This is a genomic window from Enterococcus sp. DIV0421 (genome assembly GCF_051713745.1).
GTDB classification, from domain to species: domain Bacteria; phylum Bacillota; class Bacilli; order Lactobacillales; family Enterococcaceae; genus Enterococcus_D; species Enterococcus_D casseliflavus.
In genome coordinates this window covers 36,632-54,447 of the sequence record NZ_JBIOQM010000003.1, presented here as the reverse complement: position 1 = coordinate 54,447, position 17,816 = coordinate 36,632, and the positions used below count along the sequence as shown (strand labels likewise).

The window sequence follows — 17,816 nt, the reverse complement described above, 5'->3', positions numbered from 1 at the left end:
ATTGTAAAGGAAATTCAAGCGATTGGGTCAACTATTTCTGATGGAAGAGCGTTTTTCATTACCTAGTAATTTTTGTATACAATCATATACAAAAGTGTGCAAATTTCTGGTTGTGTGTTACAATATACTAAATAAAGGGAGGGATTATCATGGCAACTATTCGAGTCGATGATGAATTAAAGAATGATGCAGACAAGATGTTCGATGAAGTTGGAATGAACACATCTACTGCAGTAAAAATATTTCTAACTAAGTTTGTTAAAACTGGTAAATTTCCGTTCGACATTGAAACAGTTTCATATCAACCTACGAAGGAAACTTTGCAAGCTTTTAAAGAAACTAAAGAAATAATTGAAAAAAGTGACTTGTCTAACCAAGAAGATTTAAACGATTATTTTACTAGAATGAAAAAAGAAGCATTTGAGGAAGAGCATGCTGAATTATAGGACGACGAAACAGTTTGATAAAGATGTTAAAAAGTTAATTAAGCAAGGTAAACCAATAAAGAAATTACAAGTCGCTATGGAATTACTTATTAATGAAGAAGAACTAGGTACTGAGTACAAACTTCACCCGTTAGAACCAAAAAATCTCGTTCCTAAACGCTGGGATATACATATAGGTGGTCGAAATAGTGACTGGGTGCTTATCTTTTACTATTATGATAATACAATCATTTTTGAACGTACTGGTAGCCATTCGGACCTATTTAAATAGTTTTTGTTCAAATTTTTTTCATAATTGTTTGCTATGCTATACTTAGATCTGCGTAATTAGACTTGCGCTGCCCGTTATTGAAGTTTCAGGCAGCGCTCTTTTTGGGGGATCGATAATGGAAGAAGAAAAAATATTTGCAAAGCGCTGGCAATTGGCTTCAAGTGAACAAAGAGCAAGATACAGTAATTTGATGTTCTCCTACCCCACCGTTGATTGGACCTACAAAGAAAAGAAGTATTTGCTTTGGTTGTGCCAATTAGATATAGATATCTTTGAGACGTTTGAAGTAATCTTAGATAAAATGGCTCTATAATTTATGGCTCTTTGTCAATAAGGACTGATGAGTTGTGCAAAATCAAATCTGGGTCAGAATGAACCACATTCTGGCTCAGATTTTTTGTTATCTTACATTGATTAATTGATTGATCAAAAAGATTCTAATTCTCATGTTCTCAAATGATTTAAATCCGTAGGATACTCGTTTCATTGTCTTTATGTGGGTATTCTTCGCTTCTATTTTTCCATTGGAATAAGGATAGATCATTGCGTTGATGATGCCTTCTTCATAGGTCAGAAGGTTTTGAAGCTTCTCCCGAAAGCCGTCATCTAACGTTTCGGGAAGTTCTGCCAATATGGAGAAAAATAAGTCAGGGTCTTTGTCTCGAAAGGCTTCAACTAATTCATGAAAAAAGGGATACGCCTCCTTCGGGGGCGTAGAAAACTCAAGCAATCGATCAATCATCATTGCTTCAGTAAGAAATGGGTATTTTGGTGCTCGGAAACTTTTCCATGTTTTGTATTCATAATGGTTGATGTTTGCACGATTTTTTAGCAAAAAGCGCCAGTTCTTTTTCAGTTTTTCTGCCTGGCTTTTCTGTCCGGCTTTACGAAGTTCATTCATTTCACGGATACGCAACTCATTGAACGCTTGATTCATGTGTTTGACAATATGAAACCGATCAATCACTACTTTCGCATTTGGCAGAACACGTTTGGTGAGCTGGAAGTAGGCGGCGTTCATGTCTGTCACCAAGAATTCTACTTCTTCCGGATTGGTACAACCTAAGAAATAGCTTGTTAATCGAGGTAATTTACGCGTAGGCAAAACATCTATTAATTTTCCTGTTTCGCCATCTGCGCAAATAAAGCTCATTTTATCTTCTATGGAAGCATGCGAACGAAATTCATCAACCATCAATACTCTGGGGAGAATCTTCTTAGATTGCTTTGGTAAATAGCTTTTAAACTTTTTCAATGTACGAATAACGGTGGTCAAAGATACCTGACAGCTTTTCGCAATAAAAGATAAAGATACTTTTTCAGTCAGTAAAGAAGCAATTTTATATCTAACATGATTTGCGATTGAATGTCTGGGTTGGACAAAATAACTTTGAGCAGTCCAATGGGTTCGGCAGTTTTTACAGGTATAGCGCTGCTTTTTTAGGCGCATAACCAAAGGCATATGATTGTATTGTTCAAAACGGACAATCGTTTCCTTCTTCCCATTTTTCACTATAATTGCTTTCCCGTTTCCATCTACCACAGTAGAACCACAACTTCTACAAGCACGAGGAGTAGGCGAGAGAACAGCATCGACGACCAACGTCTTTTTCTTCTGAAGGGTCTCGTAAGAGACCTCTGTAATCATCAAATCTTTCTCTATTATTCTCAGCATTTTTTTGATAGAATTATTCATATAGCATATCGTCCTCCCAGTTGTTTATTTTGTGGTGATTTAATCATACTAGAGAACGATATGTTTTTTAATACCTAAAGTAAAAAGCCCTAGAAGGGCTCACCACTCGCTAGCCCCTTAAAAGGGGCTTTTTAAATGACCACCAACCGCTCACAGCCCTATCTCTCTTTAACTATTTAAATGGATCTACATACTCTTGTTTACTTATACTATCTCTTATTCGATCATCTGCTTCTTGTTCTCGAATATATTTTTCAATTGTTTTTTGATTTAACCCACCCGTACTCACGTAGTATCCTTTGGACCAAAAGCTTTTATTCCCATACTTATATTTCAAATTCACATGTTTTTCATGGATTAAGGTTGCACTTCGTCCTTTTAAGTAGCCCATAAAACTAGAAATACTAATCTTTGGTGGTATTCTTACTAACATATGAATATGGTCAGGCATGGCATGAGTTTCAATGATTTCAACATCTTTCATCTCACACAATTTTCTTACTATCTGACCAATACTTACTCTTAACTTTCCATAAATCACTTTTCGTCGATACTTCGGGGTGAAGACTATGTGATACTTACAATTCCATTTGGTATGTGCTAAACTTTTATCGTCGTTAGACATAAAAAAACTCCTTTCGATCTGATATGCGGTTGGTAGCCACTATTAGTATATCGAAAGACAAACTATATTAAGTCAAGCACAAAATGAAAAGTTTGAATAACGTAGTTTTGACATTATTTGAAGGCATGACAAAGAACCCTTAGGCAAAGGGGATTTTTGAAAAGATCAGTTAACAATCATTTTCTGCTCCTCATAAGGCTTATTATCTTTCAGTAGTTGATAAATGATTCGTACCAGTTTTCGAACAACATGACTGATTGCGACATTGTAGTGTTTTCCTTCTGCTAGTTTTTTCTGGAAATAGACACGCATAGACAGAGACCAAATAGACATGAGTCTGGCGGCTTCATGCAATGCCCAGCGAAGCTGAGAGGAACCTCGTTTGACCATTCGACCAGTTTCAGTCTGATTCATTCCAGACGTAGAGATGGAAGGTTCTGCGCCTGCATAGGCAAGCAATTGATTCGGCGATCGGAAATTATTAATATCTCGAATTTCGGCGAGAATGACACTCCCTAATTTAAAACCAATGCCAGGAATCGTTAAAATAGGTGAATCGATTTCACTCATTAATCGAGCAACTTCCTTCTCGGCTTTGTCTCTCATAGTTGTAAGGTACTGAATGGCATCAATAGTTTGAAGGAGTTCAAATTCTAACGCTGGCGACTCTTGACCAATAGAGGTTTGCGCGAGTGCTTTGAGCTTGACGGCCTGTTCTTTTCCAAAGTGACCTTTTGAGTGCGTTGAAATGAGATTGGTCAACTTCGTTAAGTGTGCATTTCCTAATTTTCTAGCAGAGGGGTATTCTTTTAAGATTGCGTACACATAGGATTGGTACTTTGCGGAAGAAGAACCCAAAGAAGGTGCTAATTCTGGAAAGAGAATATCTAAAATGCGTGTGTAGTTCACTTTTTTTCGAGTACAGTCCTCTCTTAATCTAGCTGTGTGTCTGGTTAAATATTTCAGCTCAATCATTGAGGGGTTCGCACTAAATGATTGTTTATCAAGATCTGCTCGTAATTTACGAGCGATCGTCATGGCGTCTTTTTTATCGGTTTTGGTTTTTCGTAAGCTTTGATTTTTGGCAAATTCTTTAATTAAGTATGGATTATAGCTATAAGTTGGGTACCCTTGCGTCCGAAGGAAGCGTAAGATATTAAAGCAATAATGACCGGTATCTTCTAAGGCGATTTGAATCTCTTCGCCGGTTGTTTTCTGCAAATTGGCAAGCGTCATTTGAAGCTTCGTAAAGCCTTCACGATTATTTTCAATCTGAAGATGACGGATAAAAACCGTTCCTTCAGTATCAATGATCGCTAAGTCATGTTTGTGCTTGGCAATATCTATTCCAACGTACAACATAAGGACCACTCCTGACAGATAAAATTTACGCTATGCTCCACTTACTCTTTGCCTATGTAACCTTGTGATCAATCAAGCGTCACGAACAGATGTCATGCGCTAACAAACTTATTAACAATGTGACAAAGAGCTGTGGCCAGAGCCTTTCGACAACAGTATTCCAAAGGAATCTGGTGGAGGTTATACTAGTCCATAGCGTCTAGCTCAATTATAGACAAAATAACAGCTAGTTAAAACGGAATAGCTGATTAATTGAGTATCTTAAATATACAAGGAGTTTTTTATCGCTAAAGCTATTTCGTCCACGCGTAGAAACGCGCGGTTTTTTTGTTTCGTACGCTACGCGAACGAAACTGACTAAAGTCAATAAATGAAAATGGGACTGAAGAATCAATTCTGATTCATCAGTCCCATAAATTATAGAGCCAGAAAGAGCGTATGAAGGAGATTAGTCATTTTCGTGAAGGACCAGCTGTAGCGCAACAAATGCAGCAACAATTGAGTATTAACCGATAAACGTATGAACACAAATGTGTTTACGCGCGTTTGTGTTCATGTTATAATTAAATCAGAAATGAAGGGAGTGGCAGAATGTGGCAACTATAACTGTACGTGTTTCAGATGAAGAAAAGATGTTTCTAGATCATATGGCCAATTTTGAAGGAAAAAGCTTATCTGACTTAATGAAAACAAAGACGCTAGAATCTTTAGAAGATGCATATGATGCTTCAATCGGAGATCATGCCTATGAAGAATACCTGAAAGATAAAAAATCTAATCCATTATCTAAGTTATTAGAAGAATATGGATTGGTGGATTAGTGATGACGTATTCTTTAGAAACGACGACTCGCTTTGACAAACAACTAAAAAAATTGGATCGCTTTGAAGCAATCACCATTTTAAAATGGTTATCGAAGAATATTGATGGCACAAGTGATCCAAGGAAAACAGGAAAAGCTTTAGTCGGTAATCATGCTGGAAAATGGCGCTATCGAATTGGGAACTATCGCGTTATCGTCAAAATAGATGAAGATCAAATGCTCATATTAGCATTGGAAGTTGGTCACCGGAGAGGAATATATTCGAAATAAGATGCCTACAAATGATTTACAAGGATCTTTAGATAGAAACGAGGATCTAGACACAAATTATTCGCCTTTTGATGAGGATTTGCCTTTCTAGCTTAACTTAGAAGAGTGTGGTATACTAAAAACGAAAAGAGGAGTTGCGCTAACAACTCCTCTTAGGGATAGCACCGTTTAAGTCGGTGGCATAGTTGAATCAGTTACAAAGAATAACCGTTAAATTGGCCAAAGTTTATGATACGGTTATTTCTTACGATTAGTCAATAGTTAAAAGAAACTTTTTCCTTAGGTGGAACTAGTTTCTTTTTTATTTACTTTCTCATAAAAAAGAGCATAACAAATAACTTTTCACCCTTATATTAAAAATTTTAATGCGTTATGGCCTTCTCATAGTCATACAGGACATCTTGTTTAATTGCATGAAAGATTCTTTTGAGTGGGAAATCCATTTCTGAAGTATACACGCTTGTTCATCATATAAAACCATATAACTTTTCTCCAGTTTCATTTGATTTTGAAAGGAAGAATTAAATTGACAATCTATTTTAGATTATCAATTTAGAAATAGGAACTTCTCTAGGTTCTAGGACATTTTTTTGTTTTGAGATAAAAAGCCAAACAAAGACGAATCTGTTGATGTGTTATATATGTAATATAAATCTATTTGAAGGGGAGTTTGTGTTGTGCAATAGCTTTTTACAAAAAAATGCAGCCGAAAGTGCAGAGTTTTGCTGCAACTAGTTTTTTCCTTCAATATGATTTAGATAATGAATTTTTCAACCTGAAACTTTCGCCTTTAAAGCTGATAATGTGAGCGTGATGGATTAGCCGATCAACGAGAGCAGCTGTTAAGCGAGAATCCATAAACACTCGATTCCATTGACTGAATTCTAAATTAGAGGTAATAATAATGCTCTTTTGCTCATACCAATCTGAAATCAGTTGAAAGAGCAGTTCAGCTCCTTCTTTCGTCAATGGTAAGTACCCCATTTCATCAAGAATAATTAATTCTGTTGTTTCGAATCGCTTCTTGAAACTGGCTAGCTGTTGTTTTTTTAAGGCACTCTCTAATTGTTCAACGAGATTGTTTACTCGGAAAAATTTGGTTGAAACACCTTCACTACAGGCTTTTCTCCCTAATGCGATCGCTAGATGCGTTTTCCCTGTACCAGGAGAGCCAACACAAACAATGTTTTCTTGCCTTTTTAGAAAATCAAGAGAGACAAGGGTCGCCTTATCTAGATGGGCTGGTAGAAAAATATCTTCGTGCCATTCATAGTTCTTTAGCGATTTTGGTACAGGAAATTTGGCTAATTTTTCCATCCGTTCTAATTTGATCTGCTGTCTGGTCTCAAGCTCTAAACGGAATAAATCGGTAATAAATTGTTCTGGAGCTTCGAAAGAAGCTCTTGGTAAGTTCGTGATGATATGGCTTAATCGAAGCTTTTTGCAATAATCTTCTAGCGTCTGTCCAGTCATTTTTGCACGCCTCCTGATTTTGTTAATGCATCATAGTTTGACCAATTCACATCAAAGTCAGAGGGGGCATCTTCTTGAACAACTAATTCGTAAAATTGTTCATTAATTTGTTGGATATCATAGGTCGCTAATAAACTTAGTAATTGTTTTATCTGGAATGGCAACAGTTTTTTTGACAAATTTTATAAGGTGCAGAACTTCCTTCCGTATGCTATTCCGATTGTCCTTGACAATGAGCCTCCTCGGATGTGACGATCTTCGGCAGGAGCTAACAGTTAAAGTTAGACTGCCTCGCTAGCGTTAGCACATCCGAGCTCATTATCAAGGATTCGCTGCGCCAATCTCTGGTTACGGTAACCAACCGGTGTCTCGTAGCCAAGTGTACCGTGCAACCGAAGGTGGTTCCACCAATTGACATAGTCAAATAACTCCAAATCCAATTGTTGTAAGGTTTCAAATGTGTATTGATAGACAAATTCTACTTTCAACGACTTATAAGTTGATTCAGCTACGGCATTATCAAAAGGACAGCCTTTATGACTCAATGATCGATTGATGTCAAAAGTTGTTAATAATTCATCAATAGCTTGGTTATCAAACTCTTTTCCACGATCAGTATGAAAAATCTCAACCTCTGTCAGAGGTTGTTTGATACGGCTAAATGCTTTTTTTACTAGAATGGCATCTTTATGTTCTCCACAAGAATAGCCGAGAATTTCTCGATTGAACAGATCCAAAATGAAACAGATATAATTCCATTTTTTCCCGACTCGTACATAAGTCAAGTCTGTTACGATCGCTTCTAATGGGTTGTCTCTTAAGAATTTACGATTCAATACGTTTGTCGTTTTGGCTTCATTGCAAGTAGAATGATGTACTTTAAAATAAGCAACAGTATAGCTCGATTTTAATCCTCTATTTTTCATGATTCTACTAATTTTTCGTCGGCTGATCCGAATGCCTCGTTTTGATAAGGCTTTTTTTATTTTTCTTGAGCCGTAGGCCTTTCGGCTGCGGATAAATTCTTCAGCGACTACTTCTTCAAGTTCTGATTCGTCTTTCTTTGGTTTTGATTGATAATAATAGGACTGACGTGATAGACCTAATATTCTGCACATCGCTGATATAGGGTAAAGATGCTTATTCGCATCGATTACTTGTCTCTTCGTCCGAATATCAGCGCTGCTTGCTTTAAAATATCATTTTCCATTTCTAATTGCTGGTTTCTTTTACGTAGTTCTAACAATTCTTTTTGTTCAGGCGTAAGATTATCTTTTCCTTTGAATGAACCACTCGTTTTAGATTGCTTTACCCATTTGTCAAATGCTGAAGCCGTTAGTTCATATTCTCGAATGATTTCTACACGTGGCTTTCCAGCTAAGTAAAGATTGACGATTTGTTGCTTGAATTCTTGTGAAAAAGTTCTTCGTGTTCTCTTAGACATAAAAATTCCTCCTGGTATGTTTTCTTCTAGTCTACACACCTTAATTTTTCTGTCTAGTTAATTGTAGCCTATCCATATCCGTCTGTATTTAAGGTGATTATTATCAATTGCTAGATAATTTTGAAGGCGTGCAGGCAAGTACTTCCAATACCTCGAATAACTAACGACATTCAATTTATTACTCCATTGTTTCAAGATATCACTCCATGGGATCAATCGTTTTTTGTTCATATAGGGGCGATATTCGTTCATTAAGAGGTCTCCATGAGGCGTAAGAACTTTAAATTTATTCCAAGTCAAAACAACGGTCAATTGAGAATATCCATATGCTTTAGGAATATGAATAACCGTTTGATCCAATTTCATTTCGTGATAACGATTTAGTTTAGCTTCTACTTCTTTAAAAATTGGGTAATCCTCTTGGGGAAGAGAATGTAACGCCTTGTTTTCTTTCTTCCACAAATCTTCGATTAATTGATGTTTCGAATAATGCGTCCTTTTTCGATCTGTTTTCAATTGTTCTTCAAGCTGCTTATTTAGGGACTCAAAAGAGTCCATGATTGGCGAAGTCGAGAAGAAATTGTATCGGACATAACCCACTTTATTTTCGACATGTCCTTTTTCATGCCCACTACGTGGGTTACAGACTTGAACATCACAACCATAATGAATGGTGAAACGTAAGAATTCATCGGTTAGTTGTGCTTCTTCAAATTTTGATTTTGTTTTTTTCACCGCTGGAGTTAAGTTATCTATTCTGATCTTTTTTGGAACACCGCCGCATTGATCAAATAGTTGCTTTAATGCTTCCAGGAAACACTCTTGGTTTTGAGCTGGCATGGCACTTGCGAACGTCGCATTACTATAGGGAAATGACATGATAAGAAGTTGTATGTCTTTCATGTGATCTTCGTGCATGACTTCCATTGTTCCAAAATCGACCTGTGCTTCTCCGATCGGATGATCAAGGCGATCGACAGCTTTGTAATTCGTTTCGTCGTACCGCTGTTTTTTCCATTGAGAAATATAGACGCAAACTGTTCGATAGGAGCCAGGGAAACCCAAAGGTTTCAATTGTTCATAGATAGCTTTGGCAGTTCTACGGAGTTTTCTACGTAAGCGTAGGTCTTCTTCTAGCCAACTACCGATAATTTCTCCCCAGCCATCATCCATCATGGATTTATTTTTTCGAGTAGGATCCGTAATGAATAGCTGATCACTGTCGGCGTATTTTTTCGCTGTTCGCCAATTGATATTCATTGCTTTTCTTATCTGATCAATTGACTGATCACGATTATTTCTCAAATGTTTTATCGTTTTAATATCATCCAAAGTTAACAACCTTTCTGTACCTCCATCACTAAGTCACTAAAACTTATGATGGAAGGAAACTAGTTCGCAGTCAAACTGCTGCATAGTTGTGTACTTTCGGCTGCATTAGTGTGTAGTTAAATTCTGCCACAAACAGGAGTTTTATCATGAAAGAATTTTAAAAACTAAACGAACAAGAAATGAAACAATTAATTGGAGGATATAGCTCAAAAGATTGTCTATAATATATCGGTAAAGGAATAGGGACTATTAATAAAAAAGAAATACTATATCAAGGAGAAATGTTAAAATTAATTGGCGGAAAAATTAGCTGGTGAAGCGTCGGTGATTCCTGTGCTGGCGGTTTTATAATTGGTGGGGCTCTTGGTGGAGGTTGTCTGATGGGAGCCATAGGAAGTAGTTGGGATCAATGGTAAAAGCATTGATTTTCTTTGCTTTAATCTCTTTAATTGTCTTAGGTAACTATCTAAAAAAGAAAGATTTGCCTTCGAAAAAGAAATTGATTGTAACAATTGTCACAGCAATCTTTCTGATTATCTATGATTTTTTCTGGGACATTTTCACTTGATAGATAATGTCATTTATGTTTTGAGGACAGAATAAATAAATTCATTTGCATTATGGTTTTATCTTGAGACATTCTGTGATGCAGATTTTTATTATATTTAGTTAATAATTCAAATTAATGGGAAAAATTTAGAGATAATATGAAGTAACCTCTCCTAGATTGTCAAGTCAAGTAGTTAAACACATAATAATTTCTGGAAACAAAATTATTAATAGGTTATTACCCCATAACAATAAGAAAGTCAACGTGGAAAATATAATCTATATCGGAATGGACAGCATAAGGAAATGTTTAAAAATATAGGAAAGTAACTTCCGAAAATCTTTGAGAATGGAGCGAGAAAAATAATAAAAAAGATACTACTGTTAGCAATGAAGTATTGAAAAATTCTTTGTCGTTTATTAAAATTGAGATAATATATCATAATCAAACCAATTAAAATAGTGAAGTACTTTTCTTGGGATATTTGTCTGAGGTGACGAACATATATAGTAAGGGTGGGAGAAAGAAACTCGAAAAATAAATAATTGAAAAAAAGATTAAAAATTTTTTAAATGCAAGATTTTTTTAATATAAAATTTATACTATCTCTTGTAAGTCTATTTTTAAAGTAAATCCTACATAGCAATTATAATATCTTAAGCTAAAATATTGGAGGAAATGTAGTGAAAAAAACAAGTAAATTATTATCTGCTCTTCTTTTATTAGGTCAAGTTGTTGGCTATACTCCTGCTGTCTTCGCAGATGAAAACCAACCAACTGTAACAGCAAAACAATCAACGACCTTAAATACAGAAGATTCTACAATTGTGGAAGAAACAACAGCTGATTCTTCAGTTGTTGTACAATTTGATCAACAACGGGGTGAATCAACAGATCAACCAACTGATTCTACAACAGACAGTTTACAACCAATGGATCCGAAACTAGAGACAAGCACTCCTGATACGACAGATTCTAGTCAACCAGAAAATAATACACAAGAACCAACCAAGCCTTCTGAAACGGAAACTGCGGAACACCCAACAACGAAACCTAGTGAAACGGGCAATCAAGGGGTGTTACACTCAACGAAGCCGACGGAAGTAATTCCATCACAACAAGTTAAGGCGCAACATTTGACAACAGAACAACAGAATCAACCAGAAGTACAAACACAGAAAACCATGGAGGAAGAGTCAAAAGCGCATCATCAAGCACCGACAGCACCGATTCAAGAATTAGTGCCTTTTAGCAAACAAGATAGCGAAGTAAACATTCACTTTGAAAAAGATGAATCAGTAGAAAGCTTTATTCGTAAGATTGGGGAATCTGCTCGTAAAATTGGACAAGAAAAGGATTTGTATGCTTCTGTTATGATTGCACAAGCGATTTTAGAATCGGCAAGTGGTCAGAGTCAGTTAGCTAAAGCACCGAATTATAATTTGTTTGGCATTAAAGGCACACACAAAGGAAAAGGCGTCTCTTTTTCGACACAAGAAGATTTAGGAGATGGTACGCTTTACACTACTCAAGCAACTTTTCGGCGGTATGAGAACTATGAAGATAGCTTAAATGACTATGCGCAACTGTTGAAAGAGGGCTTAACAGGAAATAGTCATTTCTACGAAGGTGTTTGGAAAACGAATGCGAAAACCTATCAAGAAGCAACAAAATTTTTGACTGGACGCTATGCGACCGATACTAGCTACTATAAAAAATTGAATAGTTTAATCGAAACCTATGATCTAACTACGTATGACAAAGAAGTAACAGGGCCACAATTAAGTAAAGAAGGGTATATTGCACCAGTCAAAAACTATACGATTTCTAGTGTGTTTGGTATTCGTGGTGACGAATTTCACCGTGGAATTGATTTAGCAGCTGCACAAGGCGAACCGATTGTTGCAAGTAAAGCAGGGACTGTCATTAAAGCAGAGTTTCATCCTTCTTGGGGGAATTATGTAGCCATTGAGCATGAAGATGGTATAACAGCGTTATATGCCCACCAACAAGAATATCAAGTCAACGTTGGTGACAAAGTAGAACAAGGTCAAATCATTGGCTATGTTGGCTCAACAGGAAATAGTACGGGTCCACATTTGCATTTTGAACTTTGTTTAGACAATACACTCTCTCAATCACAATTGTTTGATCCAGAAACAGTCTTATTCTAAGGAATAAGGTTCTTTGTCAATAAGGACTGATGAGTTGTGCAAAATCAAATCTGGGTCAGAATGAACCACATTCTGGCTCAGATTTTTTTGTTATTGACTTTAGTCAGTTTCGTTCGCGTAGCGTACGAAACAAAAAAACCGCGCGTTTCTATGCGTGGACGAAATAGCTTTAGCGATAAAAAACTTCTACGGTTTGACAGATCAAATCCAGACCAAGAAATTGAAGAAAAAATGTTTGAAATTCGCAAAGAGCATAAAGAGTATGGCTGTCTTCGACTAAAAAAAGAATTAGAGAATCAAGGGATTCATGTCAATAAAAAGAAGATTCAACGTCTGATAAAAAACTAGGTATCGAAGTAAAGACTTACACTCGAAAATCTCGACGGTACAATTCTTATCGTGGAAAGGTTGGTACTGTCACCCAAAAATTACAACTGATACCACAGAGTTTAAGTATTATGAAGTAGGCACCACAGGTATCATTCGTCAAAAAAAACTGTATTTAGATCTTTCTATAGATCTCTACAATAGTGAAATTCTATCTTATCGGATTTCTGAAAAACCAAACGCACTAGCCATAATGGAAGGATTAGAAGAAGCAATCCAGATAACAAATGATTGCCCTTTTCGTAGAACCTTCCATTCAGATCAAGGATGGGCCTATCAAATGAATGCGTATAAAAATAAATCGAAGCAGCATAAAATCTTCCAGAGTATGTCTCGTAAAGGGAATTGTTTAGATAACTCACCTAAGGAAAACTTCTTTGGTTTATTAAAGCAAGAGATTTTTCATGGGGAAGTTTATCGGAGTTTAGATGAATTGTAAATAAAAATTGACCAATATATCTAGTATTACAACCATAAACGCATCAAAAAGAAATTAAATTGGCGAAGTCCGGTTCAGTTTCGAGAAGCTGTAAAAACAGCTGTCTAACAGTTAATTTTATCGTACAAAAAAGGAGTGAATTTCTCCACTCCATACAAGTTTAACTTTTTTTGGTCATTACGGTAAACTGTTGTTTTATTTCCCATAAAATTTTCTCATATTTTCTGTATAAGAAATAGTTAACCATGTATTTTGAACCAATACTCATCTTGTTTACATAGATAACCAGTTAGTATCAGAAAGCGAATAGATTTTAAGAATAAAATTCCCCACAAGACTGATTATTTTCTATCAATTCATTTTTTATATTTAAGTTGTTGATTTGAGTTTCTTCTGTAAAAACTACAATAACAGAAGGATCTTTTTTTGCCCTCACTATTTGCTCAAAATCAACTTCAGCAATTAAATCTCCATTTTTTACTGTATCGTTCTCTTTAACAAAAATTGAGAAAGGTTCTCCGTTTAGTTTAACTGTATCAATTCCAATATGAATCAAATAATTTATCCCAGATTCTGTTTTCAAACTAATTGCATGTTTCGTTGGAAATATTGAAACTACTTGACCAGTAAATGGAGCAGTAATTTTTTTATTATTAGGTATAATGGCAAATCCATCTCCTAATAACTTTTGTGAAAATACAGGATCTTTTACTTCTGTAATGGGAATAACTTGCCCTGAACATGGAGCATAAATTACCTCTTTTTTCTTTTTTAAAAATTGAAACATCCAAAATACCTCCTAATTATCTTGTTCTAATATTTGATTAATTTCTTGGCTAAATAAATCTGCTTTTCCACCAAAAACTGCTCGAATACCTCCATTTGTATGCTCTAACATACCATGAATAGCTACTTTACATTTTTTAATAAAAAATGTAAAAACAAAGAAATATATAAGTGCTCCCACAATGCCGAAAGGTGTTAATTTCATCCCAATCTGGACCTTCTTGTTGCTTGCTTTCTTCAGTATGGATACTTAAAGACGTTCCTATAAAACCAATTCCTGCTGCATAAGCATTTTTCTCTTCTTCAAAAGTAGAAATATCTGCTGTTGGATAGATTCTAAATTTATATGCTTTTAGTTGCTCTATAAAGCTTACCTGTTTTCTATTTATGATTATTTCCTTGATTTTGAATATACTTCTTAAGCACATCAATTGGGGCTCCATCAGTTGTCAAAAGGTCAAAAATTTTTGACCAGAACATTTCTTTCCAAAGAAATTGTTTGACTCTTGGATAATCGCGCTTTATCAAACGTGAACTGGCACTTTTATAGGCATTGATAAATTTTGTCAACTCTGTTTTTGGTTGAGCTTTGAACATGGTCTTTATCATGATTCCACTTAACTAAAGTGATGTGATACGATTCTGAGATTCTTTCAAAAGTCGCTTTAGCGTAGTTAGATATTTCATTATCAATTACTTGTCTACGATATTTCGTTATTAAAACAAGGTGGTAATAAAGAAGAAATACTGAATGGTTATTTGTATCTAATTCCATGTTATATCAACTCATTTTTTGTATAGACCGATTGTAACATAGGACAAAAGAAAAAGGCAATACGCTTAGTTGGCGGTCTTCGAGTTACCGACGGTAACCCTCATGCCGAACGGCATTCATCATCTACCTATAGAGGATGAGCGATTTCTGCCTAGTTATATTAAAGTTTTCATGGATACTATATGTAGCGTTTTTACATTGTTTTTTTATTAAGATAACGAAGTGATTTTACTAAGGTGATGTAGTTACTTATATCAACATATTTTGTAATAAGAATTTTAATGTTTGTAGTGCAGGTGTTGCTACATTCAATACAATTATTATAGTGGTTTGGATATTCTGTAGCTATTCTTTGGATTTGAGTCAATATCTTGGACACATTTTAGTAGAGACGGTTACGCCATTTTTTCTTTTGCTAACTCTTCAAACTCCTGAGGGGTTAGATAGTGAATCGAGCTGTGAATTCGATTCCGGTTATAAAATCCTTCAATGTAACTAAATAGTGCTCGATTCGCTTCTTCGAAGTCTGAGTAAGTCGTCGTGTATACTTCTTCTTTTTTCAATGATGCATGGAAGGACTCAATTCCTGCATTATCATAGGGTGTTCCTTTGCGACTATAGGAATGTCTTATTTTATTGTTTTCAAGCCAACTTTCCACTTCGATTGCTGTATATTGACTACCTAAATCGGTGTGTAGAATCATTCCTTCTGGAATGTGGTACCGTTGTTTCGCTTGATTGAGTGTTTGTAACACACAATCGACAGTCATTCGCTTAAAAAATGTATAGCTAATAATCTTTTTCGTGTGTAAATCCATAATTGAAGATAAGTAACACCAACCATTTTTCTTAGTTGGAATGTAGGTGATATCAGCTACCCATTTTTCACAGATAGTTTTAGTAGAAAAGTCCTGATTTAAGATGTTCTCTTTTAAAACAACCGGCTGAACAGACCGTTGAGGTCTGTATTTCTTAACCACAATTGACCTTAGATTTAATTGTTTCATCAATTTTTGAACATGCTTAAGAGATACTGAAATTCCTTCTTTTAGCAACACTTGATGGATTTTTGTTGCACCATATCTCTGTTTATGATCAAAAAAGATCGTTGAAATCTTCTTTTTCAATTGGTTATTTCTGACTTCTGTAGCTGTTAACGATTTATTTTTATAAAAATAGTAGACGCTTCTAGGAATTTCTAATAACCGACACAACAAAGAAACAGTGTAATCCTTACACCATTTTTCAATGAATCGGACAAGTGACTTCAGGTCTTTCGAGAGAATATGGCTGCGGCTTTTTTTAATATTTCAAGTTCCTCTTTCAAACGAGCATTTTCTTTTCTCAAATCAGCCGCTTCTTTTCCGGTTAGTCCTGTGGACGGATCAGGTAAGTATAAATTCTTCCACTTATAAATCGTCGCTTCAGCTAAGCCATATTCTTTCGCCAACCCTCGAACAGAACGTCCAGTTTGATTTAGTTCAACAATCATCTGTTTAAAATTTTCTTCATATCGGGTCATAAAATCCATCCTCTCGTAGATAAGTTTAATTTATTTCTGTCTCTACGAAAAGATGTCTAAGATTTGATACTAACACTACTTCATATATTCGGTTTTAATTTATTAACAATAAGTATATTTAGTGTGTTATATATCCATTCTTTTTCTGATTTCTTTATTAAAAAGACCCGCACATTATAATATTAAATGTGTAGTGCCCCCAAAAAAGTTGGACCAAAAAATTTGATTTTTTTGGAGAGGCGCTTCAATGATTTGATAACAATGAATATTTTTTGGAGGAATGGTTATGCGTCGAATTAATTTTTCTATTATTTTACTATGTGTATTGTTTTTTAGTTCTCCTTACACTGTGTATGCTCACTATGATCGTGCATATTGGAACGAAGAAGAAGCGACAACAAAGTTTACAGAGCAATATCAAGATTGGATGAAGACAATTTCTGATGATTGTTTATTAAGTAATATTTCTATTCCAGGAACTCATGATACAATGGCTCATTCAAGAAGTTTATTATTTGTAGATAATACAAGGACTCAATCTATGAATTTGGAACAACAATTGTTATCGGGAATTCGATACTTGGATATACGTTTAAAATATGAGGAGAGAGGACTATTTTCTATTTATCATGGACCAATATACTTAGGTTATGATTTTGATGATGTATTATCTACAGTAAAAAAATTCCTTTCTTCTAATCCCAGTGAGACTGTTTTGATGAGGGTGAAGCAGGAAAATTCTAATGCTTCGGATCCTGAAATGTGGAAGCTATTTGATCAGTATGATAATAAGTACAAAGGGCTTTTTTGGAATTATAGTTTTAGTAGGATAGATAATCCTAAACTGGGGGATGTAAGAGGGAAAGTCGTGATATTATCAGATATATGGGGATTAAAGCAAGGGATGCCTTATTCTATGTTACCTAAACAAGATAAATACCATTTGTCTACAAATTGGGATTTATATTCGAAGTGGCAATATATTCGAGAAGAGATAGATTTGGCAAATACTTTGGAGGATAATCTGATTCATTTAAATTATTTAAGTGGATCAGGAGGAGTCTTTCCATATTTTGTGGCTAGTGGACATATAAATCCTGGTACACGTAGTGATAGACTATCTACAGGTTTAACTGAACCTACTTTTAAAAATAAATATCCAGATTTTCCGAGGACTGCTCGATTAGGAGTTTTTGCGACAATTAGTTTTGAAGGAACAAATGTATTAACAGCAGATTATTTATATAATAATGCTATATCTAGATCAGGGATTATAGTAGCTGACTTTCCAGGGGAACGGTTAATAGATGCAGTTATACAATGTAATTATCGAAAATAAAAATGAAACATAGAGAAATATCCATCCCTAATAAGCACAATGTTATGTGTTTATTAGGGTAATTTGTGTTTTTTTTTGAAATAAAGGTAAAAAATGAGAATA

The 17,816-nt window shown here is 35.2% G+C and carries 16 protein-coding genes and 4 pseudogenes; 8 read left to right on the top strand and 12 right to left on the bottom strand.

What is annotated here, in order from left to right:
* The first annotated feature begins 149 nt into the window (after positions 1-149).
* The 3 genes from IGI96_RS18240 (at position 150) to IGI96_RS18230 (ending at position 1,030) form a co-directional block, all read left to right on the top strand.
* Positions 150-446: a type II toxin-antitoxin system RelB/DinJ family antitoxin gene (locus tag IGI96_RS18240; protein ID WP_438785503.1), complete on the top strand. Its 297-nt coding sequence runs from the start codon at positions 150-152 to the stop codon at positions 444-446.
* The gene (locus IGI96_RS18235; RefSeq protein ID WP_438785502.1) at positions 433-717 is read left to right on the top strand and encodes a type II toxin-antitoxin system RelE/ParE family toxin; all 285 of its coding nucleotides are present in this window, start codon (positions 433-435) and stop codon (positions 715-717) included. Before IGI96_RS18240 ends, IGI96_RS18235 begins: the two co-directional genes overlap by 14 nt.
* Before the next feature lie 115 nt (positions 718-832).
* Positions 833-1,030, top strand: coding sequence for a hypothetical protein (locus IGI96_RS18230; protein WP_438785501.1), 198 nt, complete (start codon positions 833-835; stop codon positions 1,028-1,030).
* 87 nt (positions 1,031-1,117) lie between these two features.
* Here the strand turns inward: IGI96_RS18230 and IGI96_RS18225 are convergent, their stop codons facing one another.
* From IGI96_RS18225 to IGI96_RS18215, 3 genes are all read right to left on the bottom strand, one after another.
* On the bottom strand, positions 1,118-2,413 hold the full coding sequence (locus tag IGI96_RS18225; protein WP_438785500.1) for an ISL3 family transposase: 1,296 nt from the start codon (positions 2,411-2,413) through the stop codon (positions 1,118-1,120).
* Positions 2,414-2,585: 172 nt separating this feature from the next.
* Positions 2,586-3,038, bottom strand: a complete 453-nt coding sequence (gene tnpA, locus IGI96_RS18220; RefSeq protein ID WP_438785499.1) for an IS200/IS605 family transposase — start codon at positions 3,036-3,038, stop codon at positions 2,586-2,588.
* Between the two features lie 165 nt (positions 3,039-3,203).
* Positions 3,204-4,400, bottom strand: coding sequence for an IS110 family transposase (locus IGI96_RS18215; RefSeq protein ID WP_438785498.1), 1,197 nt, complete (start codon positions 4,398-4,400; stop codon positions 3,204-3,206).
* A 593-nt stretch (positions 4,401-4,993) separates the two neighbouring features.
* On the opposite strand from IGI96_RS18215, the gene relB reads away from it, so the two are divergent.
* Positions 4,994-5,221 (top strand): type II toxin-antitoxin system RelB family antitoxin, encoded by a 228-nt coding sequence (relB, locus tag IGI96_RS18210; RefSeq protein WP_438785497.1) that lies wholly within the window; start codon positions 4,994-4,996, stop codon positions 5,219-5,221.
* Positions 5,222-5,223: 2 nt separating this feature from the next.
* The gene (locus tag IGI96_RS18205) at positions 5,224-5,493 is read left to right on the top strand and encodes a type II toxin-antitoxin system RelE family toxin (protein ID WP_438785496.1); all 270 of its coding nucleotides are present in this window, start codon (positions 5,224-5,226) and stop codon (positions 5,491-5,493) included.
* 744 nt (positions 5,494-6,237) lie between these two features.
* On the opposite strand, the gene istB is transcribed toward IGI96_RS18205, so the two are convergent.
* The 4 genes and pseudogenes from istB to istA all read right to left on the bottom strand — a co-directional run bounded on the left by istB (position 6,238) and on the right by istA (position 9,742).
* Positions 6,238-6,966, bottom strand: coding sequence for an IS21-like element helper ATPase IstB (gene istB, locus IGI96_RS18200; protein WP_195958049.1), 729 nt, complete (start codon positions 6,964-6,966; stop codon positions 6,238-6,240).
* Positions 6,963-7,121, bottom strand: a pseudogene (locus IGI96_RS18195) (IS21 family transposase); the annotation flags it as partial. The pseudogene IGI96_RS18195 and the gene istB, both read right to left, overlap by 4 nt.
* A 126-nt stretch (positions 7,122-7,247) precedes the next feature.
* Positions 7,248-8,410, bottom strand: a protein-coding gene (locus tag IGI96_RS18190; RefSeq protein WP_438785398.1) for an IS3 family transposase whose coding sequence is annotated in 2 segments (ribosomal slippage) — positions 7,248-8,134 and positions 8,134-8,410 — 1,164 coding nt in all. Because the reading frame shifts where the segments join, the coding sequence is not laid out codon by codon here.
* Positions 8,411-8,467: 57 nt separating this feature from the next.
* The gene (gene istA / locus IGI96_RS18185) at positions 8,468-9,742 is read right to left on the bottom strand and encodes an IS21 family transposase (protein WP_438785635.1); all 1,275 of its coding nucleotides are present in this window, start codon (positions 9,740-9,742) and stop codon (positions 8,468-8,470) included.
* Between the two features lie 1,233 nt (positions 9,743-10,975).
* On the opposite strand from istA, the gene IGI96_RS18180 reads away from it, so the two are divergent.
* Positions 10,976-12,466: a peptidoglycan DD-metalloendopeptidase family protein gene (locus tag IGI96_RS18180; protein ID WP_438785495.1), complete on the top strand. Its 1,491-nt coding sequence runs from the start codon at positions 10,976-10,978 to the stop codon at positions 12,464-12,466.
* Positions 12,467-12,655: 189 nt separating this feature from the next.
* Positions 12,656-13,400 (top strand): annotated as a pseudogene (locus IGI96_RS18175) (IS3 family transposase); the annotation flags it as partial.
* A 205-nt stretch (positions 13,401-13,605) separates the two neighbouring features.
* On the opposite strand, the gene IGI96_RS18170 reads toward IGI96_RS18175, so the two are convergent.
* The 5 genes and pseudogenes from IGI96_RS18170 to IGI96_RS18150 form a co-directional block, all read right to left on the bottom strand.
* Positions 13,606-14,079: a PTS sugar transporter subunit IIA gene (locus IGI96_RS18170; RefSeq protein ID WP_438785494.1), complete on the bottom strand. Its 474-nt coding sequence runs from the start codon at positions 14,077-14,079 to the stop codon at positions 13,606-13,608.
* Between the two features lie 12 nt (positions 14,080-14,091).
* Positions 14,092-14,283, bottom strand: a pseudogene (locus IGI96_RS18165) (hypothetical protein); the annotation flags it as partial.
* A complete protein-coding gene (locus IGI96_RS18160; RefSeq protein ID WP_438785493.1) occupies positions 14,216-14,506 on the bottom strand; it encodes a hypothetical protein in 291 nt (96 codons plus the stop codon). The gene IGI96_RS18160 and the pseudogene IGI96_RS18165, both read right to left, overlap by 68 nt.
* Positions 14,460-14,853: pseudogene (gene tnpA / locus IGI96_RS18155) on the bottom strand (IS200/IS605 family transposase). Before tnpA (IGI96_RS18155) ends, IGI96_RS18160 begins: the two are co-directional and overlap by 47 nt.
* Before the next feature lie 395 nt (positions 14,854-15,248).
* Positions 15,249-16,375, bottom strand: a protein-coding gene (locus IGI96_RS18150) for an IS3 family transposase (RefSeq protein WP_438785358.1) whose coding sequence is annotated in 2 segments (ribosomal slippage) — positions 15,249-16,147 and positions 16,147-16,375 — 1,128 coding nt in all. Because the reading frame shifts where the segments join, the coding sequence is not laid out codon by codon here.
* Between the two features lie 286 nt (positions 16,376-16,661).
* Between IGI96_RS18150 and IGI96_RS18145 the strand changes: the two genes are divergently transcribed.
* Positions 16,662-17,714, top strand: a complete 1,053-nt coding sequence (locus tag IGI96_RS18145; RefSeq protein ID WP_438785492.1) for a phosphatidylinositol-specific phospholipase C — start codon at positions 16,662-16,664, stop codon at positions 17,712-17,714.
* Positions 17,715-17,816: the final 102 nt, after the last annotated feature.

Excerpts from the sequence above, each read along its gene's own strand:
- IGI96_RS18240 (WP_438785503.1), top strand. The coding sequence starts at position 150 with ATGGCAACTATTCGAGTCGATGATGAATTAAAGAATGATGCAGACAAG.
- IGI96_RS18235 (WP_438785502.1), top strand. The coding sequence starts at position 433 with ATGCTGAATTATAGGACGACGAAACAGTTTGATAAAGATGTTAAAAAG.
- IGI96_RS18230 (WP_438785501.1), top strand. The coding sequence starts at position 833 with ATGGAAGAAGAAAAAATATTTGCAAAGCGCTGGCAATTGGCTTCAAGT.
- IGI96_RS18225 (WP_438785500.1), bottom strand. The coding sequence starts at position 2,413 with ATGAATAATTCTATCAAAAAAATGCTGAGAATAATAGAGAAAGATTTG.
- tnpA (WP_438785499.1), bottom strand. The coding sequence starts at position 3,038 with ATGTCTAACGACGATAAAAGTTTAGCACATACCAAATGGAATTGTAAG.
- IGI96_RS18215 (WP_438785498.1), bottom strand. The coding sequence starts at position 4,400 with ATGTTGTACGTTGGAATAGATATTGCCAAGCACAAACATGACTTAGCG.
- IGI96_RS18205 (WP_438785496.1), top strand. The coding sequence starts at position 5,224 with ATGACGTATTCTTTAGAAACGACGACTCGCTTTGACAAACAACTAAAA.
- istB (WP_195958049.1), bottom strand. The coding sequence starts at position 6,966 with ATGACTGGACAGACGCTAGAAGATTATTGCAAAAAGCTTCGATTAAGC.
- IGI96_RS18170 (WP_438785494.1), bottom strand. The coding sequence starts at position 14,079 with ATGTTTCAATTTTTAAAAAAGAAAAAAGAGGTAATTTATGCTCCATGT.
- IGI96_RS18160 (WP_438785493.1), bottom strand. The coding sequence starts at position 14,506 with ATGTGCTTAAGAAGTATATTCAAAATCAAGGAAATAATCATAAATAGA.
- IGI96_RS18145 (WP_438785492.1), top strand. The coding sequence starts at position 16,662 with ATGCGTCGAATTAATTTTTCTATTATTTTACTATGTGTATTGTTTTTT.